General features: G+C 43.1%; 22 protein-coding genes and 1 riboswitch. Of the genes, 3 read left to right on the top strand and 19 right to left on the bottom strand.

The genetic code is table 11. The features are described 5' to 3' along the window. Positions 1-137: 137 nt before the first annotated feature. The 3 genes from GPK88_RS15125 to GPK88_RS15115 are packed head-to-tail and all read right to left on the bottom strand — an operon-like array spanning position 138 to position 6,079. Entirely contained in the window at positions 138-1,559 is a 1,422-nt protein-coding gene (locus GPK88_RS15125) for a 6-phospho-beta-glucosidase (RefSeq protein ID WP_173762994.1), read from the bottom strand. A gap of 14 nt (positions 1,560-1,573) precedes the next feature. Next, a complete protein-coding gene (locus tag GPK88_RS15120) occupies positions 1,574-4,156 on the bottom strand; it encodes a glycosylhydrolase-like jelly roll fold domain-containing protein (protein ID WP_173762995.1) in 2,583 nt (860 codons plus the stop codon). Positions 4,157-4,171: 15 nt separating this feature from the next. After that, the gene (locus GPK88_RS15115; protein ID WP_173762996.1) at positions 4,172-6,079 is read right to left on the bottom strand and encodes a beta-glucoside-specific PTS transporter subunit IIABC; all 1,908 of its coding nucleotides are present in this window, start codon (positions 6,077-6,079) and stop codon (positions 4,172-4,174) included. Between the two features lie 154 nt (positions 6,080-6,233). Here GPK88_RS15115 and GPK88_RS15110 point away from each other — a divergent pair, with 154 nt between their 5' ends. After that, positions 6,234-7,277: an AraC family transcriptional regulator gene (locus GPK88_RS15110; RefSeq protein ID WP_173762997.1), complete on the top strand. Its 1,044-nt coding sequence runs from the start codon at positions 6,234-6,236 to the stop codon at positions 7,275-7,277. 125 nt (positions 7,278-7,402) lie between these two features. On the opposite strand, the gene GPK88_RS15105 is transcribed toward GPK88_RS15110, so the two are convergent. The 9 genes from GPK88_RS15105 to GPK88_RS15065 all read right to left on the bottom strand — a co-directional run bounded on the left by GPK88_RS15105 (position 7,403) and on the right by GPK88_RS15065 (position 16,881). After that, entirely contained in the window at positions 7,403-8,776 is a 1,374-nt protein-coding gene (locus GPK88_RS15105) for an aspartate aminotransferase family protein (protein ID WP_173762998.1), read from the bottom strand. Positions 8,777-9,002: 226 nt separating this feature from the next. Beyond that, the gene (locus tag GPK88_RS15100; RefSeq protein ID WP_148444881.1) at positions 9,003-10,211 is read right to left on the bottom strand and encodes a PucR family transcriptional regulator; all 1,209 of its coding nucleotides are present in this window, start codon (positions 10,209-10,211) and stop codon (positions 9,003-9,005) included. Positions 10,212-10,217: 6 nt separating this feature from the next. Further along, positions 10,218-10,526, bottom strand: coding sequence for an MGMT family protein (locus tag GPK88_RS15095; protein WP_118071254.1), 309 nt, complete (start codon positions 10,524-10,526; stop codon positions 10,218-10,220). Between the two features lie 22 nt (positions 10,527-10,548). Further along, positions 10,549-10,959: a YolD-like family protein gene (locus GPK88_RS15090; RefSeq protein WP_021977027.1), complete on the bottom strand. Its 411-nt coding sequence runs from the start codon at positions 10,957-10,959 to the stop codon at positions 10,549-10,551. Further along, complete coding sequence (locus GPK88_RS15085; protein ID WP_173762999.1) at positions 10,960-12,501, bottom strand: Y-family DNA polymerase; 1,542 nt, start codon at positions 12,499-12,501, stop codon at positions 10,960-10,962. Positions 12,502-12,671: 170 nt separating this feature from the next. Then, positions 12,672-14,357: a formate--tetrahydrofolate ligase gene (locus GPK88_RS15080; RefSeq protein WP_173763000.1), complete on the bottom strand. Its 1,686-nt coding sequence runs from the start codon at positions 14,355-14,357 to the stop codon at positions 12,672-12,674. A gap of 73 nt (positions 14,358-14,430) precedes the next feature. Beyond that, positions 14,431-14,512: riboswitch (ZMP/ZTP riboswitch) on the bottom strand. A gap of 178 nt (positions 14,513-14,690) precedes the next feature. Further along, a complete protein-coding gene (locus GPK88_RS15075; RefSeq protein ID WP_118071279.1) occupies positions 14,691-15,545 on the bottom strand; it encodes a 4Fe-4S binding protein in 855 nt (284 codons plus the stop codon). Positions 15,546-15,552: 7 nt separating this feature from the next. After that, positions 15,553-15,705: a CD1871A family CXXC motif-containing protein gene (locus GPK88_RS15070; protein WP_173739040.1), complete on the bottom strand. Its 153-nt coding sequence runs from the start codon at positions 15,703-15,705 to the stop codon at positions 15,553-15,555. A 27-nt stretch (positions 15,706-15,732) separates the two neighbouring features. Further along, a complete protein-coding gene (locus tag GPK88_RS15065; protein WP_118071257.1) occupies positions 15,733-16,881 on the bottom strand; it encodes a TlpA family protein disulfide reductase in 1,149 nt (382 codons plus the stop codon). A 205-nt stretch (positions 16,882-17,086) separates the two neighbouring features. Here GPK88_RS15065 and GPK88_RS15060 point away from each other — a divergent pair, with 205 nt between their 5' ends. After that, positions 17,087-17,764, top strand: coding sequence for a response regulator transcription factor (locus GPK88_RS15060; protein ID WP_173763001.1), 678 nt, complete (start codon positions 17,087-17,089; stop codon positions 17,762-17,764). Next, a complete protein-coding gene (locus GPK88_RS15055; protein WP_173739313.1) occupies positions 17,761-18,927 on the top strand; it encodes a sensor histidine kinase in 1,167 nt (388 codons plus the stop codon). Before GPK88_RS15060 ends, GPK88_RS15055 begins: the two co-directional genes overlap by 4 nt. A gap of 22 nt (positions 18,928-18,949) precedes the next feature. Here GPK88_RS15055 and GPK88_RS15050 read toward each other — a convergent pair whose 3' ends face one another. The 7 genes from GPK88_RS15050 to GPK88_RS15020 all read right to left on the bottom strand — a co-directional run. After that, a complete protein-coding gene (locus tag GPK88_RS15050; protein ID WP_173763003.1) occupies positions 18,950-19,468 on the bottom strand; it encodes a kinase in 519 nt (172 codons plus the stop codon). 67 nt (positions 19,469-19,535) lie between these two features. Continuing rightward, complete coding sequence (locus GPK88_RS15045) at positions 19,536-20,426, bottom strand: AraC family transcriptional regulator (protein WP_173763004.1); 891 nt, start codon at positions 20,424-20,426, stop codon at positions 19,536-19,538. 32 nt (positions 20,427-20,458) lie between these two features. After that, the gene (locus GPK88_RS15040) at positions 20,459-21,193 is read right to left on the bottom strand and encodes an ABC transporter permease (protein WP_215708002.1); all 735 of its coding nucleotides are present in this window, start codon (positions 21,191-21,193) and stop codon (positions 20,459-20,461) included. A gap of 68 nt (positions 21,194-21,261) precedes the next feature. Further along, on the bottom strand, positions 21,262-22,050 hold the full coding sequence (locus GPK88_RS15035; RefSeq protein WP_173753690.1) for an ABC transporter permease: 789 nt from the start codon (positions 22,048-22,050) through the stop codon (positions 21,262-21,264). A 33-nt stretch (positions 22,051-22,083) separates the two neighbouring features. Then, positions 22,084-22,818, bottom strand: a complete 735-nt coding sequence (locus GPK88_RS15030; protein WP_252197785.1) for an ABC transporter ATP-binding protein — start codon at positions 22,816-22,818, stop codon at positions 22,084-22,086. Between the two features lie 271 nt (positions 22,819-23,089). Next, positions 23,090-24,679, bottom strand: coding sequence for an AAA family ATPase (locus GPK88_RS15025; RefSeq protein ID WP_148444889.1), 1,590 nt, complete (start codon positions 24,677-24,679; stop codon positions 23,090-23,092). A gap of 274 nt (positions 24,680-24,953) precedes the next feature. After that, positions 24,954-25,333: RNA-guided endonuclease TnpB family protein (locus tag GPK88_RS15020; RefSeq protein WP_215708001.1), on the bottom strand; the 380-nt coding region annotated here is incomplete at its 5' end.

Below are 25,333 nucleotides of genomic sequence, written 5' to 3'. Positions count from 1 at the left end.
TTTTAACACAGGAGATTACTTATATCTAAAGATCTTCCCTCCCCCTGCATAGCAGGGGGTTTATTTTTACTGTCACACAACTATAAAAAGTACCGGACAGATCAAAATATCTCTGTCCGGTACTTTTTATGGAATCTTTACAGAATTTTCCCGTTTGATTCAATTACTTTCTTATACCAGTAGAAAGATTTCTTCGGTGTCCGTTTTAAGGTACCGTTTCCCTCATCATCTTTATCTACATAAATAAATCCATAGCGTTTTTTCATTTCACCTGTAGATGCGCTTACCAGGTCAATACAGCCCCAGGATGTGTATCCCAGCAGTTCTACACCATCTTCTTCCACCGCTGCCTTCATAGCCTTGATATGTTCTCTCAAATACTCAATCCGGTAATCATCTTCCACATATCCGTTTTCATCCGGTTCATCTGACGATCCCAGACCATTTTCCACAATAAACAGTGGTTTCTGGTATCTGTCATATAATGCGTTTAATGTACATCGAAGTCCCAGCGGATCGATCTGCCATCCCCATTCGCTTGCTTTAAGATAAGGATTTTTTACTGTGGCAAAAACATTTCCATCTGTTTTCTCAATGGTATTATCTGCACTTGTGCATCTGGATGAATAATAAGAAAACGAAATGAAATCAACCGTATTTTCTCTCAAAACATTCCGGTCTTTCTCTGTAATATCCAGTTCAATCTTTTCTCTCTCAAAAAATTTCTTCGCATATGCCGGATATTCGCCTCTTGCCTGGACATCGATAAAGAAATAGTTCTCTCTGTCTTTCTGCATGGACTTCCACACATCTTCCGGGCTGCAAGTATAAGGATAAGTCATTCCTGCTGCCAGCATACATCCAATCTTGTTCTCCGGATCGATCTCATGTGCGATCCGTGTCGCCTCCGCAGAAGCAATCAGTTCATGATGGGCCGCCAGATATTTGGAAAGTGTCTCATTTTCTCCCTCTTCAAAAACAAGCCCGGCTCCCATAAACGGCAGATGAAGAATCATATTGATCTCGTTAAAAGTCAGCCAGTATTTTACCAGACCTTTATATCTTGTAAAAAGCACGGTCACAAGCTTCTTATAAAAATCAATCATCTTTCTGTTTTTCCAACCGCCATACTTTTTGATCAGATAGATCGGACAGTCAAAATGTGTAATCGTAACCAGCGGCTCAATTCCATATTTATGACATTCTTTAAAAAGATCTTCATAAAACTTCAGTCCTTCTTCATTGGGTTCTTCCTCATCACCATTTGGAAAAATCCTGGTCCAGGCAATAGAAAGCCTGTATGTCTTAAACCCCATTTCACCAAACATGGCAATATCTTCTCTGAAATGATGATACATATCTATGGATTCCATTGCCGGATAGTAATGTTCACTGTCCGGCTCCAGCATTTTAAGTTTTCCCAGGCACACAGGAAAACGATCTTTTCCAGCCGGGCATACATCTACATTTGCAAGGCCTCTCCCGCCTTCCCGGTAAGCTCCCTCACACTGATTGGCAGCGGTAGCACCGCCCCATAAAAAATTCTCCGGAAAACTCATATTTCCACCTCATATTATTTCTGTATTTTCTTCATAACAACAGGACCTTCAATACCAAATGGCTCGATCATCAGATAATGGCTGATCGGATCTCTCAGTGCAGTTCCAAGACAGTTTGTTACCTCGATCGTAATCTGATTTTCTCCTTTTTTCAAAAGCCCTGTCAGGTCAAAACGATATGGTCTGCATAACCGGAGTCCTGCTGAGATTCCATTCACTTTCACTTCAGCAGTCTCAAACACTTCCCCCAGATCCAGCACTGCAGAAATTTCATATTCCAGCTTAAGTTCACTGGAAAACTGTAAAGTTCCGGCTTTTTTCTCCCAGCCTGCGATCTCCTGAACACAACAAAGCTCCTCCACTGGCACTTTTTCTGTAAACTTCGGCCAGGAAAAACTGTCTGCAAACTGAACATTCCATTTTTCAGGAAGAGCGATCTTCTCCTGATCTGCTGCCATATCTGCACCCTTGAAATAAACGGCTTCTGCCGGGAGATTTTCTTCACTCTCCAAAAGAACCACAGACTCATACGGTTCCAATGATAAGAAAAATTTTCCACTGGCAGGATCTGTACTGACTTCATATGTTTTTCCCGAAAAAGCATCATATCTGTATACATGCTCTGCATGTGGCAATGAAATTTCTGTGCGTATGGTCTTCCCGATATTTTCATTAAAAATCATATAATATCTCTGGCCATCCCGCTCATATTCTCCAACTGCAAGATCTGGCTGAGCCTGGGCAAAAACTACTTTTCTGTACTCAGCCAGAGTCTCGCCCAGCTGCTCCAGAGCAATCACACTGGCATGTGTTTGCACATATTCAAATGCTTCCTGATCTTTCGAAAAGCCCAGCATGACATCCGGAAGTGCATCCAGAAAATAAATCTGAACCTGATGCTCTACCATTTTTTTCAGCATCGGAACAATATCGGAAGGAATCCCTTCTCCATAAAGAATTACAAGATTTTTCATCCTGCATCCGTTGATTTCAAAGAAACCATCTCCAATCTCCGCCTGCATGATCCAGTCTCTTGTCACAATATCATAAGGAATCTGATGCTCTGTCAGCTCCCGGCACGGCTTTTCAAGAGGCATGCAATTTCCTCCCCATTCCAGTTCTGCCGGATAAAGCAGTCCTGTTTCTGAAGGATATTTTCCATCCCGGAAGATCTGACAGATACGATTTACATAATCGCTGAACACCTTAAAATAACGGAACTGCGGATTATGTCCATGTGCATAAAAATGTGGCGGGCAGTCAAAATCCGGAAATTTTTTCGGATCAAATGCATGAGGAACCAGATAATTGATTCCACGTACCAGAAGATGATCTGCGATCCATTTCATCATTTTTAAGCCCTCATTCCATCCATACGCACCGAATGCTTCACACATGGCTCTTCCTTTTTTCGCCGGATCCAGGTGGGCAGAGGATGCGGCAAGTTTGGCAAGAGCATAATGGTAAAATTCTCCATTACTTCCTCCTGTGTTAAATGCATCATGGTGATAATTCATTCCCGGAACAATCTGACCTCCAATCACATCGATTCCCGCAAAATCCATGCCCTGCTGTCCCCGGTAATAATGACCGGTTCCATATCCCAGCCGGGCATGTGCTCCGTTATCTTCAATGGTATGACCCAGATACCACACATGGTGAGCTCTGCACCAGTCTCCAAGAACCTGGGTAAAATTCTCATTGTAAAGTCTTGTGACAGTATCCATATACTGGTAACGAATATCTTTTTCCAGACCCTCTGCATCTGCCCAGAGAAGCGGCAGATATTTTTCTTCAAAACCAAGTTCTTTTTCCAGTCCATCCCGCCATGGAAGTACCATGTCAGTTCCCATACGGCCTTCTGTTCCCTTGATATTTCCAAAACGTGGCTCATCAGAGAAAAAGCCCTGAATGGTTTTTCCAAATTCTTCTTTATAATGTGTATAATGCGGCTCATATACTTCCCTGATCAGCACTTCTGTCGCCTCACGCACCAGCGGGTTCAGGTAATCCTGCGTTGCCTGCTCCCCGCCTTTTTTTGTAAGGTATACAACAAAAATACTCCACGCACCTTCCGGCACATCCAAAGTCAGAAGACGGCTCTCCCGATTCATCTGTTCTGTAATGTCACATATGCTTTCTGCAATCACCGGATCTCTTTTTTCTGTTCTCTGGCTGATGCGCTTCGCAAGCAGAACCTTCAGGATTTCCTGCTCCGGGTCCGGCTTATCCCATGGTCTTCCTTTCAGAAGTGAAAAATCGATTCTTGCCCTTCTTAAAGGGCCCTGGACATCGTAACGACGCATATCCAGATACTTTTTCAGATACTGTGGATAATCGGATTTAATACGTCCGTTTGCATATCCGGTAGGAAAATGAGAATCATCCAGTATCCACAGTTTCATATCAAGTTTCTTGGCTTTATCAAGGATAAAATCCATATCTTTCCACCAGCCGTTGCCTACAAAATCCGGATGGGGACGCGCTTCCACGCATACCCCTTTCATTCCACATCCGGAAATTTTTTCCATATATTTCTTAAGAACATCATGGTCTTCCCCATGCTGCCAGAAAAACGGATAAAGATAATTTTCCATGTCAAGCCTCCATCATTATTTCTCTATTATTATCACAGTATCCTTTTGTTTTACGTTTTCTGCAACTGTTTTTACAGAACTGTAATCATCGCTGTTTGTGACAAGAACTGCCGTTGTATCGCTGTAGCCAGCTTTTCTGATCTTGTCTCTGTCAAATTTCAGAAGTTTTTCCCCAGTTTTTACTTTCTGTCCTTCTGTAACAAAAACCTGGAATCCGTCACCTTGCATCTTGACCGTATCCACACCCACATGGATCAGAAGTTCCACACCATCAGAAGATGTCAATCCTACTGCATGTCCGGTGTCTACCACAGATGTGATCTCACCGTCAAAAGGAGCCACAATAATTTCTTCTTCCGGTTTGATTCCGACGCCTTCTCCCATGATTCCGGAGGCAAAAGTTTCGTCCGGGATATCTTCTCTACAGATCACTTTTCCGCTTACAGGAGCATAGATTATGGTTTCTTTATTATCTGATATCATTTTGTTTTCTTCCAGAACATGATTATTCATATCGGTATCCATTTGTTCTGCCACCTGCTCAGCTTCTTCCACACCAGAATCTGCCATGATAAATGCCAGAACTGCTGAAACCGCAAATGAGATCAGTGCACAGATGATAAATCCATAGAAACTGATATCCAGTCCTTCCGGATTGATCATTGCAGGAATTCGAAACAGACCGTCACCAGCCATGGTATACATTTTTCCGCCAAGTGCTCCAAGGATTCCGCCGCTGATTCCACCGCCGATCCATGCACAGACAAACAGTTTGAAATTCGGCAGTGCGATGGAATAGATTGCCGGTTCTGTTACTCCGCAAAGTGCAGATGCAAGACTTCCAAATCCGATTCCACGTTTTTCAGGGTCTTTGTTTTTCAGTGCATATCCTAAAGTCACACCAGCAAGTGCCCATACAGTCAGGCCTAATACTGCATTTACCGGATCATATCCCTGTGAAAAAAGATTGTTCATCAGAATCGGAATAAATGCCGCATGAAGTCCAAGCAGAACAACCAGCTGCCAGAATGCGCCCAGAAGTGTTCCGCCAAGCAGTGGGCTCATTCCGAAGATTCCAAACACTCCTTTGGACAGCCAGGAAGACACAGTATTCATAACCGGTCCGATGACGATCCAGCTTAACGGAACTGTGACTGCCAGCACAAAGGTCGGCACCAGCATAAGCTGAAGCATGGACGGAATAAATTTCTTTGCCAGTTTTTCAAGTTTGGATGCCACAAAACTAGCCAGTACAATAGGCAGGAATGTATTTGTATAAGATGCTGCCGCAACCGGAATCTTAAGGAATGTAATTCCACCTTCTGCTGATACTGCTGAAACAAGGTCAGGATACAGGAATGCTGCTCCTATGACAGCTGTTACATATGGATTGCAGTCGAATACTTTTCCACAGGTAAATCCCACGATTACCGGCATGAAATACAGGATTGCATCGCCTGCTGCATAAAGAACGAGATACGTTCCGTCTGTTTTTGTCAGGATTCCTGCTGTTACCAGGATTACCAGGATTCCTTTGATGATTCCACCTGCGATCATCGGTCCAAGCATTGGCATGATGCAGCCGGAAATTGTTTTAAAGAATCGGTTCCAGAGACTGTCTTTTTTGATCAGTTTCATATCCTCTTTATTGATGCTTCCTTCTCCTGAAATCTGTGCTTCGCGTCTCACATCTTTGACTACTTCGCTGACATGTGTACCGATGATAACCTGGTACTGTCCTCCCTGATTCATTACACCTTTGACACCTTTTATCCCGGCTACCTTATCTTTATCCGGAATACTGTCGTCCTTCAGCACAAAACGCAGTCTCGTCATACAGTTGGTCACGTTGACAATGTTTTCTTTTCCACCTACAGCTGCAACTACTTCTTTTGCCAGCTGGGTATAATCTGCTTTTGCCATTTTCTTCCCTCTCCTTATATTTGATAACGTTATTATATCTTTCAGACCCGGCGAAAAAAATAACGTATTCCTCATAATCTATTGACCAAATCCACACAGTTTGATACAGTAACTATATCTTTATCCCAGGTATATTGACAGGAGGTACGCCGCTATGAATATCCATTCTCTTCATCATTATCTTACAAATTTATCCGAAAGTGAAGAACATTATCGTTCCGGTTATCCCTTTTCCGGCTGGAGCCAGCTCCCAAAAGTACAGATTCATGGCCGGGAAATGTACCGGATGTTCCCTGACAATCTTATTTTTTCATCCATGCACGGAGAAAATCCTGTTTCCAGTCAGAATTTTGATATTCCTGTAGGTCTGCAGGATATCTCAATCAAACGAAATTCCAGATTCAATCCGGTTCCGGAGCATGTCCATTCCCATATCGAAATCAATTATGTTTATTCCGGTACCTGTCCTCAGTACATAGACGGAAAACCTGTCCTTCTGAAAAAAGATCAGGTACTTCTGATTGATACCGACTGCCCTCATTCTATTGACGCTCTGGGCGAAAATGATATCATGATCAGTATGCTGATCCGAAAAGAATTTCTCCGTGACCGTATGTTTTCCCAGTTTTCCAAAGACAGTGTACTCTCCCGTTTTTTTGTCAACGCGCTGACAGAGCAGACAGACCACGACCACTATCTTCTTTTTCATTCAGAAAAAGACCGAAGGATCCCTTTATTTTTCTCAGAACTATTCTGTGAATTTCTGGATCCCTCGGTCAATTCCGGAGATATTATTTTTCATTTATTTTATCTGATCATTGCTGAGCTGATCAATGTATACGAGAACGATCTGGCAAAAGAACAGGAATTTTCAACGGTTATGCCAATTGTTCCGCTGATTCGTTACATCGAGAACAATTTCCGCACCTGCACCCAGGAAAAAGTCGCAGATTTTTTTCACATCAGCCCCAACTATGTTTCCACTCTTCTTAAGAAAAACACAGGCTATACTTACATCCAGTTGATCCAGACCCAGAAGCTGAAATCTGCCGCAACACTTTTAAAAACAACTTCTATGCCAGTAACTGCAATAGCCAACCAGGCAGGCTACGAAAACATCAGCTTTTTTTACAAAAAATTCCAGGAGCGGTATCATTGTTCTCCTAATGAATACCGGTTAAGAACTCCTGTTCTTTAGCCTTACGCCTCCTTTCCCATTTTTTGCAAGCAAAAATCCGCTGCTCTTTTTCCTGCATCTTTGCAGGCAGAACAGCGGATCTTCAGATATCAGGCGGATACATTGGTAATCCGCATTTATTTCACTTAAGCTTCCAGAACTTCTTTCAAAGAGTCTTCAAATATCTCAAGTCCTTTCTCCATCTGCTCATCGGTCATGGTAAGCGGTGCAAGGAAACGTACGACGTTACCTGCTGTTCCACAGTTCTCAAGAAGGAGTCCCTTCTGAATCGCATTCTGGATCAGCTTGGCAGTAAGCTCTGTTGCTGGCTCTTTTGTTTCTTTATTTTTTACAAGCTCGATACCGATCATTGCACCAAGGCCTCGTACATCACCGATTACCGGATATTTCTCCTGAAGCTCTTTGTAGCGTTTCATGACGGTCTCACCGATATGTCTTGCCTTTCCTTCATAATCATCACGTTTCATGATATCCATAACAGCCAGTGCTGCTGCACAGGATACCGGGTTTCCGCAGAAGGTTCCTCCGATGGTTCCTGCAGGTGCCGCATCCATGATCTCGACTCTTGCTGTAATTGCGGAGATCGGAAGTCCTGCGCCAAGAGATTTCGCAGTTGTGATAATATCCGGTGCTGCGCCTGCTTCTGCCCAGTACTCAGATGCATAATATTTACCTGTTCTGCAGTTACCACACTGAACCTCATCTGCGATCATCAGAATTCCGTTGTCATCGCAGATCTTGCGGACTGCTTTAACCCACTCGATCGGTGCCGGGATAAATCCACCTTCGCCCTGAAACGGCTCAACGATCATGCAGGCAATCTCACTTGCAGGTGCGCCCTCGTCAAAGATTCTCTGAAGCTCATCAATGTAATACTGGATCGCCTCTTCCTCTGTATATCCTTTTGGTGCACGGTATACATATGGATATGGTGCACGGAAGATTCCTGCCGGGAACGGTCCCATGCCAACTGCATATGCTTTTTTTGCTGTCAGTGCCATGGTCAGGTTTGTTCTTCCATGGAAAGCACCTGTGAAACAGATCACGCCGCTTCTTTTTGTGAAGGCTTTTGCAATCTTGATGGCATTTTCATCACACTCTGCACCGGAGTTTGCGAAGTATGTTTTTTTCACATCTCCTTTACACGGCATGATCTCATTTAATCTTTCAGCCAGTGTTACATAACCGTCATGTACATATACATTGAAAATTGTGTGGAAATATTTTTCAGTCTGTTTTTTTACCGCCTCGATGACTTCCGGATGGGAATATCCGATATTCAGGACGCCAACACCGCCGACCCAGTCAAGGAATTTATTTCCGTCCATATCTTCAAACATGGCTCCTGATCCCTGTTTGATACAGATCGGATATGTTTTTCCGCAAAGTGCTTTCGGGATTGCTGCGTCTCTTCTGTCAAGAAGTTCTTTTGATTTCGGTCCTGGAACCTGCTCTGTTACAATCTCCGGTAATGCGGTTGCTAATTCTGCTGTTGTCATAATATTCTCCTCCTTTATCTGGTCACGGCTTTTCTGCCTGCCAGACTCCTCTCGGAGTTCTCTCCGGAAGCAAAAAAACAGGCGCCGGATGTGTTATCATCCGACGCCTTTGTCGTTTATCTGCTGTGTTATTTTGTTTTTTGATTTAGGTAGATTATAGCATTTTCCGGTACGAAATCAATAGGCCTGGTGTTGTATGTTTTTTGTGCACAGTGCACAATTTCTATTATCTGCGATACCGATATCGCCTGATCAGAAACGCCATCTTCAGCTCCAGGCAGGTATCCAGGTTTTCAAGATCGCATCCCAGGATCTCCCGGATCTTTTTCAACCTGTAATTTAAGGTATTCCTGTGAAGAAACATCTCTTCTGCCGTCTTTTTGGCATTGCAGCTGCAGTTCAGATAATTTTCCAGAGTTTCACTTAAGTTTCCATCGTTCAGTTCATCTGCCTGCAGCAGCTTTCCGATTTTTTCTTCCATATAAGTATCCAGGATTCTGGAATCGTCCACATGGGAAAGTAATGTATAGATTCCCTGATCCCTGTAAAAAAATATCTGCCCCTTCAATCCGGAAACTTCTGCTGCCCGAAGTGCTGAGGAAGCTTCGTTCCGGCTGTCTTTTACCTCATCCAGATACGCCCTACTGTTTCCGGCTCCGATCCGAAGCTCTATTCCATATTCCCGCTGTGTTCGGTCCACGATCCTGGCAAAAATTTCTTTTATATTGCTATCCTCCGCTTCTCTGTCCGGAAGCAGTGCAAGGATGGAGCCTGCCTGTGGAAGGATAAGGATATCCTGTTTTATGTAACTGGAAAACTCAGTACAGATCATACGTTTCACATTCCGTCCGGTTGTCAGGGAATCCTCGTTCTCCCATCCGCTTTCTATATTTCCGGACGCAAACGCAAATTCCGCTACAAAAAAGCTCCCCTCCAGATCAATATTCAGATATCTGGCCTGTGCCATCACACGCTCCCGGCTTAAATGTTCTGCATCCAGAATAGAGGAAAACAGCTGCTCTGCGGCATTTCGGTCATTTTCTTCCAGAACAAGCCTGCGGCAGATGATCTGAGACAGATCGATCAGAGGATATTTCTCCGGAAGCTCAAAAAGAGGCAACGCTTTCTCTTCACAGTATTGCATCAGTTCCTCTGATATCTGGCCTTCATTGATTCCAAGAGCCGTAATTCCATGCCCATACATCTGCCGGATCATCTCCATCAGCTTCCGACTGTCATCCGTAACACTGGGATTGGTCAGAACTACAAATTCGTCTCCGTGGATATAGTTTTCGATCTTATATTCACTTTTTACACATTGCAGACAGTCTGCAAAATAAATCCATCGAACAGATTGCTCCAAACCGTTTTTTCCTGCTTTCAGCTTCAGAACCTCTGTAAGCTCCGGAATCTGCATCATATCTTTACAATTCATAAAGTTCTATTCCTCCCACTGGTGCCTTTTCATATCCACGCATCCATTTGCTTTAAATTCCACACCTTCGTCTTCCAGAAGTTCCCTCTGTTCTCTCCATCCTGGTGCAGTACGGCCTGCATGATTCACAACTCTGTGGCAGGGATATTTCCCATAAAATTCTGCCATGCTTAAAACTTTTCCTACAAGCCTCGAATTTTTATCCCAGCCGATGAGACGTGCAATCTGCCCGTAGGAAGCCACTTTTCCTGCCGGTATTTCTTCCACCACGGATAGTATTTCGTAGATCAGATCCTCATCCAATATTTTTCCCATTGTTGTTCCTCCGAAGCATTTTTTATTTTATATCCACAATTCTTCCCAGGTCAATCTTCGTTCCATCTGTCAGAAAGATTTTCTGGCTGCAGTCGTCAATCTTTTTTATCTGCCCGGTGACGGTTACATAGGAGCCTCCCTCTTTCCGGTCATCCGGCTGGAAATAGATGATGGTGACGGACTCTGTTCTCTCCCTGTCGGCTATCAGCTGCCGGAGTTTTTCATCCAGTTCCTGCTTTTTGTCTTCGGAAAGCTGTACCCAGTTATCGGTGAGTCTGGCTGTTTCCCGGATTGCGTCTTCATAGCCGGTAAGGGCTGCAAAGGGGGAAAACTGTGCAGCTCGGTCATAGAGGGGCATCTGTGGGTGTGTTTTTGAAACATGGTGAGGCAGGTTTATGATGTCCTGGTATTTGCCTTTTGGTTTCTTTTCCATTTATGCTCTGTGACCTCCGATCTGGTTGTTCCGCTCTATGGTTGTGGAACCTTCCTGTAAGCTGCTGCCTTTCAGTATGGCATTTTTTCCGAATTTCTTTTTTACGGAAAGCATAGCTTCTTGGAGCTTTCGCTCTTTTTCCTGTTTTTCTTTTTCTGCTTTCTGTTCTGCCTCTGACACTTCTGATTTAAGGTAATCCGTGAACAGATTCATCTGCTGATATACGGGCTCTGCCGCTGCCAGTTTTTCATCTGTGAGCTGATTGGCTGTGATATAGACACGCCGGATCAGAAGTGTTTTATCCGTGATACGCTCATACAGGTCAAGGACTGCCTTCATGATCGTTGATGTGGATGAGGTTGGATTGTCCAAATTTACAGTTCCGTGACCATGTTTGGGAATTTTTCTTCCATAACGGTCTGTTTTTATTTCGCCCTGATATTTTTTCCTGCCGGAGGAAGATTTCAGATTGTCAATATCGTAGCCTATGGTAAGGACTATCTGACTGGTTACCAGCCTTTTTTCCACAAGCTGAAGAACCAGCATGTCTGTCATTTCACGTACGATCAGTTTCGCCTGTTCAAAATCACTGGGACAGTGCAGTACCTGACCGGAACCGATGCTGTTTGTTTCCGGTTTGTAGGCTTTGATCAGATCCATGGTCACCGGTTCGTATCCCCATGCATGATCAATCAGAAGTTCCGCGTTGATGCCGAATATTTTATAAAGAAGATCTTCATTATAGTAATCACGCACACCGCCCAAAGAGCATCTGGCAATGTCTCCCATCGTGTAAAGTCCTACTTCTTCCAGCTTCTTCCTGATTCCTGTGCCTACCCGCCAGAAATCTGTCAGCGGCCTGTGATCCCATAAAAGTTCCCGGTAGGACTGCTCCGTCAGTTCTGCGATACGCACACCATTTTCGTCTGGTGTTACATGTTTGGCCCCGATGTCCATGGCAATCTTACACAGATAAAGATTGGTTCCGATTCCGGCAGTTGCCGTAATCCCGGTCTCTTTCATTACATCGGAGATCATTTTTGCAGCAAACTCTCTGGCTGTCATCTGATACATTCCAAGATAATGGGTGACGTCCATAAACACCTCATCTATAGAATAGACATGCATGTCCTCCGGTGCCAGATAACGGAGGTAAACGTTATAGATCCGGGTGCTGTAGTCCATGTACAACGCCATTCTCGGCGGTGCTGTCACATAGGAAACGGCCAGTTCCGGATGCGCTTTCAGTTCATCCGAAGACCAGGATTCTCCGGTAAAACATCTTCTTGGTGCTTTTGTGACACGTGCCTGATTGACTTCTTTTACACGCTGGACCACTTCAAAAAGTCTCGCTCTTCCTGGTATTCCATAGGCCTTCAAAGAAGGGGAAACTGCCAGGCAGATGGTTTTTTCGGTTCGTTCCCTGTCTGCCACAACAAGATTGGTGGTAAGTGGATTTAAGTTCCGCTCCTGACATTCCACGGAAGCGTAGAATGATTTCAGATCGATGGCTATATAGATATGATCTTCTTTTTTATCCATGGATACACCTCCGGAGTGTTTTCTTTTCTTATTATACCAGAAAATTTGTTCGATTATAGGTCTTTTTCTTATTTTTACATAAAAAACCTCCTCCGGTTTTTATTGCCGGAGGAGGTCTCTATCTGAATTCCCCTCAAAAATACTTTATAATTATATGTTTCCGATTCTGCTTAGAACAGTCCTGTGATCTTACCGCTCTCATCTACGTCAATCTTGGTTGCAGCCGGCACTTTTGGAAGACCTGGCATGGTCATGATCTCACCTGTCAGTGCAACAATAAATCCTGCACCTGCGGAAATCTTAAGATTTCTTACTGTTACCTCGAAATCTGTCGGAGCACCAAGCTTTGTCTGGTCGTCTGTTAAGCTGTACTGGGTCTTAGCTACACAGATCGGGCAGTTGCCAAATCCAAGTGCCTCCAGCTGTTTCGCCTGCTTCTGGGCATTTGCTGTAAGAACCACTTTCTTTCCACCGTAAACCTTCTGTACGATCTGGTTCAGCTTGTCCTCGATGGAGCCTTCCAGTTCATAAGCATATGTGAAATCATTCGGCTCTTCAACAAGACGGATCACTTCCTCAGCAAGCTTGATTCCGCCTTCGCCGCCTTTTGCCCATACCTCGGAAAGTGCTACGTTTACGCCAAGCTCTTTACATTTTGCTTCTACAAAATCAAGCTCTGCCTTGGTATCGGTCGGGAATGCGTTGATAGCTACCACACATGGGAGTTTGTATACATTTTTGATATTGCTTACATGTTTCAGAAGGTTCGGGATACCTTTTTCAAGAGCCTCAAGGTTCTCATTGTTAAGATCTGCTTTTGCAACACCACCGTTGTATTTCAGGGCACGTACAGTTGCTACGATAACAACAGCACTTGGTGTAAGTCCTGCCATACGGCACTTGATATCCAGGAACTTCTCAGCACCAAGGTCAGCACCGAAACCAGCCTCTGTGATGGCATAATCTGCAAGTTTCATAGCCATCTTTGTAGCGGTTACGGAGTTACATCCGTGAGCGATGTTTGCGAATGGTCCGCCATGAACAATGGCTGGAACATGCTCCAGTGTCTGAACAAGGTTTGGTTTCAGGGCATCTTTCAGAAGTGCTGTCATAGCACCCTCTGCATGAAGATCTCCTGCTGTTACCGGTTTCTGCTCGGAAACTTTGCCATAGGTGTATCCGATGATGATTCTGGAAAGTCTCTCTTTCAGGTCTTTGATATCGCTTGCAAGGCAGAGAACTGCCATAATCTCAGATGCAACTGTGATGTCGTATCCGTCTTCACGCGGCATACCGTTTGTTCTTCCGCCAAGTCCGTCTACTACATTACGAAGCTGACGGTCGTTCATATCCACACAACGTCTCCAGGTGATCTTTCTCGGGTCGATGTTCAGCTCATTACCCTGGAAGATATGGTTGTCGATCATTGCAGCAAGAAGGTTGTTTGCCGCACCGATCGCATGGAAATCACCGGTAAAATGAAGGTTGATATCCTCCATAGGAACTACCTGTGCATAGCCGCCGCCTGCTGCACCACCTTTGACACCGAATACCGGTCCAAGGGATGGCTCACGAAGAGCTACCATAACATTTTTTCCAAGTCTCTGCATTCCATCTGCAAGACCTACCGTTGTAGTTGTTTTTCCCTCACCTGCCGGTGTCGGGTTGATAGCTGTCACAAGAATCAGTTTGCCGTCTTTTTTGTCTGTTTCTTTCAGGAGATTATAGTCGATCTTTGCTTTGTATTTACCATACTGCTCCAGATATTTGTCATCAATACCTGCTTTCTCTGCAATCTTGGTAATTGGCTCCATTGTGCACTCCTGTGCAATCTCGATGTCACTTTTGAATCCCATAATGTTCTCCTTTCTCCGCTGCAACCGTCTGCATCTTTTATCCCATAAAAAAGAGCAGTATCTGAATTTTTTCAAATACTGCCCAGACGGTCGACTCATCGAATCTCCGGCTCCCTCGTGGTTATCCCACAACTCCGTCAGTCACCGAAGACTTTATTAATTTGATGATTGAATACTAACATATTTATTAGTACTTGTCAAGAAATTATCAAATTATTTTTTCACTTTTAAAGTGAGCTGAGTCTAATTTTCTGAATCATTCCAGTTTTCCGTACTATTCATCAGATACTGAATGTTATAAGGAAAATTCTATTTTTCGTCAATTAACGTAATTCATGTCTGATCTTTGCCTGCAAAACCACACCGGATTGCCTGTGTCGGACATATCTTTTTACACCTTCCACATCGGATGCACTCTGCACTGTTAGGATCCTCTGTCGGATCAACCTCCATCTGGCAGATATTTCTGCATTTTCCGCAGTGAACACATTTTTCTTTCTCTACTCTGTAACGAAAAACGGAAACTTTATTAAATACCGAATAAAAAGCTCCCAGCGGGCAGATATACTTACAGAATGGCCGGTATATCATAATTGATAAGATAATGGTGATCACCAGGATCGTATTTTTCCACATGTACAGCCAGCCTACTGCACTTCGCATGGATTTGTTCAGCAGCACCAGCGGGATACCTCCCTCCAGCGTTCCTGCCGGGCAGATCAGCTTGCAGAAATATGGTGCTCCCTGGCCCATGATATCTACTACAAACATGGGAAGTAGGATCACAAATACAAGAAAGATCACATATTTCAGTTTTCTCAAAAGCTTGTCTCCCCGAAATGTCCGGATCTTCTTTGGAAAAGGAATCTTGTTCAACAGATCCTGGATCAGTCCAAATGGGCAGAGAAATCCGCACACCAGTCTTCCAAGCAGCGCTCCTACAAAGATCAGAAATCCAGCTACATAATATGCCATCTTGAAGTTCCAGCTTCCGATCACAGCCTGAAGGGAACCAATGGGACAGGCCCCTCTTGCTCCGGGGCAGGAATAACAGTTCAGCCCCGGAACACAGACATTTTTCATTTTTCCGGTATAGATCTTTCCAGTCACAAAGCCTGATATGTGACTGTTTGTAAGGGCCGCCCACAATGCCTGGATCCCATGCCGCGGCCATTCATTTATTTTCATCTTCTTATTATCCAATGCCAATACACTCCATACAGATGTTGATCGCTTTTGTAAAAACTACAGATACCTCACCTCTGCAGATTCCCAGTATCATCAGTAAAATTCCAAAAACTGCCAGAGCAGGTCCGATCCACCTGGATTCTGTTATTTTCCGAATCATTTTTCCACTCTCCATAATAATCATCTTTTACTTTGAAACGTTTTTAAGCTCTTTTTCCACGATTTCCTTCCATTCGTCCAGTGTATGGCTTCCTGTATAGGTATCGCCTACAATATTTCCATCTTTGTCAACAAAAAATGTTTCAGGAAATGCGGAAATCCCCTGCAGACGGCCGTTCATCATAGTAGTATCCGGTATCAGGAACGGATACTCTGCTTTTGTTTTTTCCTGAAGAATGCCAGCTTTTTTTACAGCCTCCTCGTCCTGATTTCCCTTTTCATCTGTAGTATCAAGCACCACACCTGCTACTCCGACGCCTTTCTCTTTCATTTCTTTATAGAGCTCCTGAAGTTCCGGAATCTCTTTTACACATGGTGAGCACCAGGTTGTAAAAACATTTACCAACGTCAGGTCATAGTCACTGAACACTTTTTCTGTATATGTTTTTCCATCTATTCCTGTTGTTTCAAATTTTCCTACAGATTTTACATCCTCCGGGTTGCTGCTGGTATCCTGTGGCTGGTCAAACACGGAAATATTCTGATACGGTGTCATTTCCGTAATATCGGTTTTGATCTTTTCCAGCTCCTTTGTCAGCTTTTCATCTGCATCTTTGTTGGTGCTCAGATAATATTTGTATTTCCCGTCACTGCTGCTTCCAAGCTCTTTATGCTCTGTACAGCCGGTGATCTCATCCAGCTTTTTCTGTGAAGCTTCGTCATAAACGCCAATTGTACCGATTCTGTCCAGACCTGCCACCCAGTCGTCATATCCTGTTCCCATCTTCTGTATTTCGGCATTTTTCTGTTCCTCTGTCATTTTGCTCCAGCTTACGTAGGCATATGTCACTGCATTGGTCTGATTCTCAAAATCTTCCGTAGTAAGCATTGCAATGCTCTGATCCTTGATCTGATTTAACAGCTCCTTCGAAAGTGAAAGCTTCAGTCCCAGAAACGGATATTCATAAGAATCCTGTGCCTTGCAGGTTACGTCGGAAGGCTTAAATGTACCTGCTACCAGATCTGATGAAACTGCCTCTCCATCCACCGCCATTGCCTCTCCGATATCTGCTGTTTCCGTGCTCTCTGCCGCTGTTACCGGCACACTTCCTAATGCAGATATTCCTAATACCGCTGCTGCCATAAGTGCTGTTATTTTCTGTGTTCTCAATTTCATTGTTTATATTCTCCCTTCTGATATCACCGGCCCATATCTGGAACCAGCATATATTTTATATGTAAATTTTGTTCTCTGTAGCCTTACTATATCATCCCCTGTATAAAATCTCTGTTAAGAAACAAAAAAATTTACAGGAATTTTATGCTATACATGATATTATAGATAACAAAGCAAAATCAACTGTTTTTTAGGAGAATTTACTATGCATATATTGATAATCGAAGATGAAAAGCAGCTCTGCCAGTCTATTGCGGAGGGACTTCGTATGGATGGCTATGAAGCGGACACATGTTTTGACGGGGATGAAGGACTGGAATTATGTCTGGTGGAAAATTATGATCTCATCCTTCTTGATCTGAACCTTCCTGGCGTTGATGGTCTGGAAATCCTGCGCCAGTTTCGGAAATCCGATACTTCCACTCCCGTTTTGATCCTCTCTGCCAGAGGACAGATCCAGGACAAGGTAGAAGGGCTTGATCTCGGTGCCAATGACTATCTCACAAAGCCTTTTCATTTTGAAGAGCTGGAGGCACGGATCCGAAGTCTGACACGAAGGAAATTTATCCAGCAGGACGTATGTCTGCAATGCGGACGTATCAGCTTTGATACCCGTACAAGAAAGGCCAGTGTCGATGGACTTCCCCTTTCTCTGACCCGAAAGGAAAGTTCTCTTCTGGAATATTTCCTTCTTCATCAGAACCGTATCATAAGTCCGGAAGAAATGATCGAGCATATCTGGGACGGAAGCGTCAACAGTCTCAGCAATTCCATTCGTGTCCACATTTCTTCTCTTCGAAAAAAGCTGCGCACTGCTCTCGGCTTTGATCCGATACAGAATAAGATCGGCCAGGGTTACATTTTAACGGAGGATGTACAATGAAAAAAATAACCGGAAAGCTATCTCTTCAATGGCGTCTGACACTGATCACTGCACTGCTTATGACAGTCACCTGCATTCTGATGTATTTTTTTATCAGCCAGTCTGCAGTTGCCGGAATGGAGGATCTGGGAGATTACATGATACGGATTGATAACACAGATTCTGCTCCCATCACCTTTAATATGAATCCCTCCGTCTTATTTCCGGAGCTTTCCGATCAGCTGCAGCTAACCAAAAAACTTTTTCTCACCAAAGGACTTATGGTAACAGGGATCATCATCCTTCTCAGCAGTATCTGCACTTATTTTATCAGCCGTCAGGCATTACTTCCCCTTCGCAGACTCAGCCAGGAGGTAAACAAAATAGAGGTCCAGAACCTTTCAGAGGCTCTTGAAGTTCCTGCTACCAATGACGAGATTTCCCGCCTGACAGTTTCATTTAACAAAATGCTCGCACGCCTGGATGAAGCCTTTACTGCCCAGAAGCAGTTTTCTGCCAATGCAGCACATGAGCTGAGGACTCCTCTTGCCGTTATCCAGACAAACCTGGAGGTCTTTGCCCGCAGGGAAGCACCTGCTTTACAAGATTATCAGGAGATTTTTGCCATGCTACAGGAACAGACCGGGCGACTTTCCCATCTGGCTGAAATCCTCCTGGATATGACCGGTGTACAGACTGTTGAACGTTCCGAAAGGATCTCTCTGGCAGCACTGACTGATGAGGTTTTCTGCGACCTGGCTTCTGTAGCGGAACAGAAAGAAGTTGAACTGATCCAGCAGGAGGGAGACTGCATCATTACCGGAAGCTATCTGCTGCTGTATCGTGCTGTGTACAATCTTGTGGAAAATGCGATCAAATACAATCACTCCGGTGGAAAAGTAACCGTAAATATCCATCCTTCCGAAGAAATAACAGATACATCCACCTCTGTCAATTACGTCTTTCTTGAAGTCTCCGACACCGGAATCGGCATTCCTCCTGAATATCAGGAAAAAATCTTCACCCCGTTCTTCCGTGTAGACAAATCAAGAAGCCGTGCTATGGGAGGTGCCGGCCTGGGGCTTGCACTTGTCAGTGAAATTGTCAGACAGCATAACGGACAGGTAAAAGTACTGGAAAGCAGCAAAAAAGGCAGCATGATTGCAATCATACTGCCAGTCTGAATATGTTTGTATTACATTTACTTTATATGCTCATGAACGCAATCGCTTTGCGATCTGCGTTCAAATCCGAGTATATTTTTTCAACAATACTGTCTGTATCCATTTCGCAGGTAATAGCCTGTTCCCTGAGAACTGAAGAAAAATCTTTTTCTCTCCACCATCTGCGCATATCTTTTTCACCAAATTCTCTGTTTCTTGTATTATGTCGTCTCACGGTTTCTTCAAACGACAGATCAAAATAATATGCGTATACATTTGAACCATATAATTCATTTGCCAGTTCAAACAACGAACGATACCATTCATCATACATGATCCCTTCCAGGATAGAAAATTCGCTGTGTTCCCTTCCGTATCGTAAAAGTTCTGCCATAAGCGGCAAAGCCTTTGTATCTATGCCATCATCAACCCACAGCATATTTCTTCTGACCTCATCCTGTGATATCAGCATTGTATTACGTCCTAGCTTTTTCTGTAATGCTTTCGCTACTGTTGTTTTTCCACTTCCGGAGTTTCCTCTGAGAATGATCAATTTTCCCATGCTTTGGTTTCTCCCTTACTCATCCTTTTTTCTTTTATACTGATAATTTCTGTACAGTAACCGTTTCTTATTGTCTCATATTTCGATACTCCGTAGGTGAAATCCCATAGCAGCTTTTGAATACCTTCGAAAACTGAAACGGATTTGTATATCCCACATCTGATGAGATATCTGATATGGAATATTCTGTGGTTGCCAGCAGGAGCTTTGCCTGATTCATCCTCACTTTACGAAGATATTCCCGTGGTGACTGGTCGTATTCCCGGCGGAACAGTGTGCTGAGATAGTTTGGATGTACATGGAGGATTCCTGCCACATCCTGGATCCGGATATCCCTGCTGTACATGCGGTCCATATAGTTTTTTGCATCTTTTGCCAGATTTTTTTCTTCTTTTGTCAGCTTTTTTATATCACCCTGTGTTTCCAGCAGCCTGGCAAAAAGATGCAGCATTCTGCTGTTTGCTTCCAGAGATGCGGAAAAATTCCGTATGGAGAAAAACTGCTCTCCCGGAAAATCTTCTTCCTGATAAATGGCCACATCCTGAAGTCTTTTATCCATCACTGACAAAATCGACAGGATTTCTTTTTCCAGTTCTTTAGCCGGAAGCGCCAGGTCCAGGATCTCATTTTTTCCAAATAAAAGATCGATAAATTTATTTCCATTGTCTGCATAAAATCCGATCCAGGCATATTTCCAGGGGTTCTGCAGGGAAGCTATGTATTTTCCTTCTATTCCTGCAGGTATAAAAAATGCCTGTCCGGCATGTACATTCAGCATTCTGCCTGAGATCTTTAAACTCCCTTCCCCATGCAGTACAAAATGCAGCAGATGATAAGGCCTGGCCTGAAACTGCCACATATGTCCTTTTTCACATTCCTGGATACCGCAGTGGTTCATCTGCATAACCGACAATTCCCGCTTTGCCCGATCCAGAAAAATATCTTTACTTCCAAGCATGGACTCACCCCCCCCCCCCCCATAAACGATCTTTAATTCCCGGCACTTTCATATTTTCCCAGTCCACGTTTCAGGCACACTGCCGATAACCACAGCATCCCTATGCAAACAGGAAACAGCAACAGATATCCTGGCAGCATGTCTCTTTTTCCTAACAGAAAGCCCGCCGGATAATAGCTGATATATGCGTAAGGTATGATATATCCAAAGATTCCTTTCAGTAATCCCGGGTATATGATAAGTGGATATTTCGCCATCTCTCCTACAGAAAGGACCAGATAATTTAACGAATTTTTCGGTCCCTGCATCCAGAAGGACATACAGCTTGCCATCCAGATCATGCAAAAACGGATCATAGATGCTGTAAGCAGAGATGCCACAAAATACAGGATTTTTATGATCGTCCAGTTTATTTTACAGTTTTTTATTCCAACTGACAATATTCCCAGTGCTATGATCATTTTATTTAATCCGTCAAAATCAATCCTGGAAGCTACCATCTGCATTCCTGCCGGAAGCGGTCTTACGAGAAACCGGTCGATTTCTGATTTATTTACCATCTGTGCAATTTTCCAGGAACCCTGAAAGAAAAAATTTACCCAACCTTCTGAAAATAACAGATATCCATATAACAATAAAATTTCCCATACAGACCAGCCGCCAACTGTGGGAATATTTGTATAGATAATTCCAATAACAGCCAGATTTGATACCTGGGACAGCAATGTAAAAAATGTCATCATCAGAAAATCCGCTCGATAATACATTAGGGATTTTATATTCATTTCCTGCATCTTCCGGTATATTTTGAAATATTTCCTGTATCTGCCCATCTTTAACCTCCATATAATGCGATAACGGAAGAGGCTTTTTTCCATAAGATGCTTCCGAATGCAAATAATATTACATTCCACACGCTCTGGAACAAAAGTGCTTCCCAGCATTTCTGCCAGCAAAATATTCCATCAAATATGCTGCATGGAATATATACGATCCCGGAAAAAGGCATAACCGTAACAATTTTCTGCAAAAATCCAGGAAACAATGCCAGCGGAACCAAAGCTCCTGAACAGAAATTTGTCAGAACTTCTCTCCCTTTTACAACACCATACGCATTATCTGTATAAAAACAGAACATGGAAAATATATACTGGATGTTAAATTTGATTCCCATTCCCAAAAGTATGGAGAAAAGCAGAAGGAGAACTCGCCACACCTCTATATTCTGCATTCCGTTACACATTACCAGAAAAGTACCGCACCATAAAAATGTGATCAAAAATTCCATTCCTGCTGTTCCCACAGCTTTAAAGAAAGTCAAACTTCGGTAACTCAGCGGTTTTAACAGATCTGTGATTATATTTCCACTGATAATACTGTTGGCCGTCTGCATTTCAAATCCAAAAGAAAATGTACTGTTACATAAAAAAGAAACAATTACATACTTTTTCATGATTTCCCATGTATATCCATTAATCTCCGTATGATATAAAAAAATACTTTTCCATACATAGTAAAAAACTACAACCTGAACAAAATTTGCCAGCAATCCTGTCAGAAAGTTTTCTTTATAAGCAATTCCTTCCAGAAATCCGCCTTTTATCAGTGCCAGATATTTTCTCATATTTGCTCTCCTCAGAAAAACAAAATCAGACGGTTACTTCTTCGTATTTCCATTGAACAGTTCAATAATAATTTCTTCCAATGTTTCTGCTTCCGGATAATTATCAAAAATTTTTGTTATTTCATCATCAAATAAAATTTCTCCTTTTTCCAGAATGATAAGTCTCCGGCACAACCATTCCATATCTTTCAGATCATGGCTCGTCAGCAAAATCGTGGTCTTTTTTTCTTTATTTATGTATTGTAAAAACTGATATACTTTCTGTTTGACTGCCACATCCAGCCCTATTGTTGGTTCATCCAGAAATAAAACCGGCGGATCATGTAAAAGAGCTGCTGCTATATCTGCCCTTACTCGCTGTCCGAGAGACAGCTTTCTTGCCGGCTGGTCTATAAATTCTTCCAGTTCCAGAATTTTCTTAAACAGATTCAGATTTTCTTCATAAACATTGTCCGGGATTTCATAAATACTATGCAGCAGTTCAAAAGAATCTTTTACCGGAATATCCCACCACAGTTGTGTCTTCTGACCAAACACAACGCCTATCTTCCCGGCATTTATGAGCCGTTCCCTGAATGGATCATTTCCCATAACGGAAATCTTTCCCTCTGTCGGTTTCATGATCCCTGTAAGCATTTTAATAGTCGTTGATTTTCCTGCCCCGTTTGCCCCCAGGAAAGCTACGCATTCACCCTGCTGTATTGAAAAAGAAATTCCTTTTACGGCTTCCTTCTCTTTATATTGAGGATGGAATAAGTATTTCACCATTCCGGCAAAGCCTTCCTGTCGCTGTGAGATCTTATATTTTTTGTACAGATTTTTAACCGCTATGCTCTCCATAGGCATTCTTCTTTCTCTGTATTTTGCTCTGTTTCTGCATGACTGGTTACTGTCTATACAATAGCATCGTATATTTTATCCGTACATGTTCGTTGTATAAATCTTTATGTTTATAATATAATTTTTGCATCATAAAAAATCCCCTGAACGCGGATAGATTTCCGTATCCAGGGGAGGCTTTTTCCCATTTGTGTATATTTTATTCTTTATGATACCGCTCAATTATACAGGTATGCTGCTTTGTTTTTCTATCGTAATTGATTCCTGCAAGCAGGAGATTTCCATGATAGTCTTTCAGGGCATCTACATATTGCTTTTCTTTAATTTGTGATATGGCTCCATAAGCATCTTTGTCCCATTTCAGTTCAATGACTGCTGCCGGTTTGTCTGCGTATAACTTTCTTGGGATAAAGCAGATGTCTGCAAATCCTTTTCCTGTTGGCAGTTCCCGGATAATCGTATAATACTCTCTGGCAAAATAAAACGCCAGATTGATGGTACAGCTTAAAGAATTCTCGTCATTATACTGAAGAACCGAAATTTCTCTGTGAGCCTGATTGATTCCCCTCGCCACCGCTTCTCCATCCAGATTCCACAATGCTTCCAGAAGTTTTCTGGATGTCTCAACGGACTGTATCACTTCTTTCCAGTCCATTGTGCTGATGGCATTTATATATTCCTGGGATACCTCTTTATTTGGAATCGTCACCGTCTTATCCGGCCAGTGATAACTTAAGTACCCCAGATGCACCAGAAGTGTCAATACATCATCCTTTCCCTGAAACGTTGTCATATCGTTGGAAAAAGTTCCTGTATTGATCTGAACCTTATCGCCTGCCAACATTCTTATCACTGCATCTTTCAGGCCATCATAATTCATACGGATATAAACTTTCAGGGCTTCATAGGTTTCTGTCTGATTCCAGTAATTGTCAAAAATTCCACTTAACATGGCATCCACCACAGATTTCGGGCTGTACATGGAATACGTCTTCTTTCTTCCATCCTCTATGGCTACCAGCTCATAGCCATCATACCATGCCTGTGCCTCCTGAAAATTCCGTTTATACTGACTGCAGAGGTCTTTTACCTCATCTTCCGTAAATCCGAAAAACTCAGCCATTTCTCTTGGATTGATCATGGAATATTCCGTAAACATATTTAATGCAGAATGTGAACCATATTTTTTCACCGGGAGGATTCCGGTCATATAGGCTAATGCCACATATTCCTGATCCTTCAGCCATACACGCAGAAAATCCAGATATTTTTTCTGTGCTTCCATATTCTGTTTAAATTCACGGAATATACAATCCCATTCATCGATCAGGATCACGAAAGGATGTCTGGTATATGCAAAAACATCCTGCATGGCAAAGACCAGATAATCACTGTCAATATAATCCGGATACTGTATCTTCAGCTCCCTGAGAATACGTTTCTGAAGAAGCTTCAGCATCTCGTCCATGTCCGGTGCAGCACTTAAAAATTCCTGCATGTTGATCCGGATCACATCATACTGGTTCAGATTTTCCCGGAAGCTTTTATCTGTATGGATCCTGAGATCAGAAAACAGTTCTGTACTATCTTCACCTCGGCCATAGTATGCAGCCAACATATTAGCAGCCATGGATTTTCCGAAACGTCGCGGTCTGCTCACGCAGACAAAACGCTGCTCTGTTCCCAGTACTTCATTTGTTTTTGCGATCAACCCGCTTTTATCCACATAAATTTTTGACCGCAGACAGGCTTTAAACATTCCACCGCCCGGATTCAGATAACTTCCCATTCGGTTTCTCTCCCTCTTATCAAAAATGGCCTCACAGTATCCGTTTCTTTCTGAAACTATGATACCATGAAACCATTTTTCTGTAAATCCAGCTGATTCCCTCTCAGTTCTTCTTCCACCCCTCAAAGGCCTTGATCTCCCCAGTGACATCCTCCCCCACCTATAGAGGTGGGGGCTTCCCATCCTCGGCAAGTTTGGTTCTCGTTCGATAGCACTACTGTGTTAAGCATAAGCGAGCTATCCCCGTGTGTCCCACGGTTGTGTTATGTTAATGTCATGCAATTACCAAACGCATTCCCTCATTTCTGATATTTATCGCCGCATTTACATCTCTATCATGATGAGTTCCACATTGCGGGCAATCCCACTCTCTCAGGGCAAGATTTTTCGTTTTTGCATTTTTGTAACCACAAACACAACAGGTCTGACTGCTTGCAAAAAATCTATCCACCTTCACAAGCTTCTTACCCTGTTCCTCCAGTTTGTATTTCAAAAATGTTGTGAACATTCCCCAGCCATTATCTGAAACAGATTTTCCAAAATTCAGCGATCGTGACATTGCTTTCATATCCAGATCTTCTATACATACACAATCATAAGCATTGGCTATCTGCCTTGACTGCTTATGCAGGAAGTCTTTTCTTTGATTGGAAA

The organism is Blautia sp. MCC269, from assembly GCF_018785655.1.
Taxonomy (GTDB): domain Bacteria; phylum Bacillota; class Clostridia; order Lachnospirales; family Lachnospiraceae; genus Blautia_A.
This window is presented reverse-complemented; position numbering and strand designations above follow the sequence as displayed.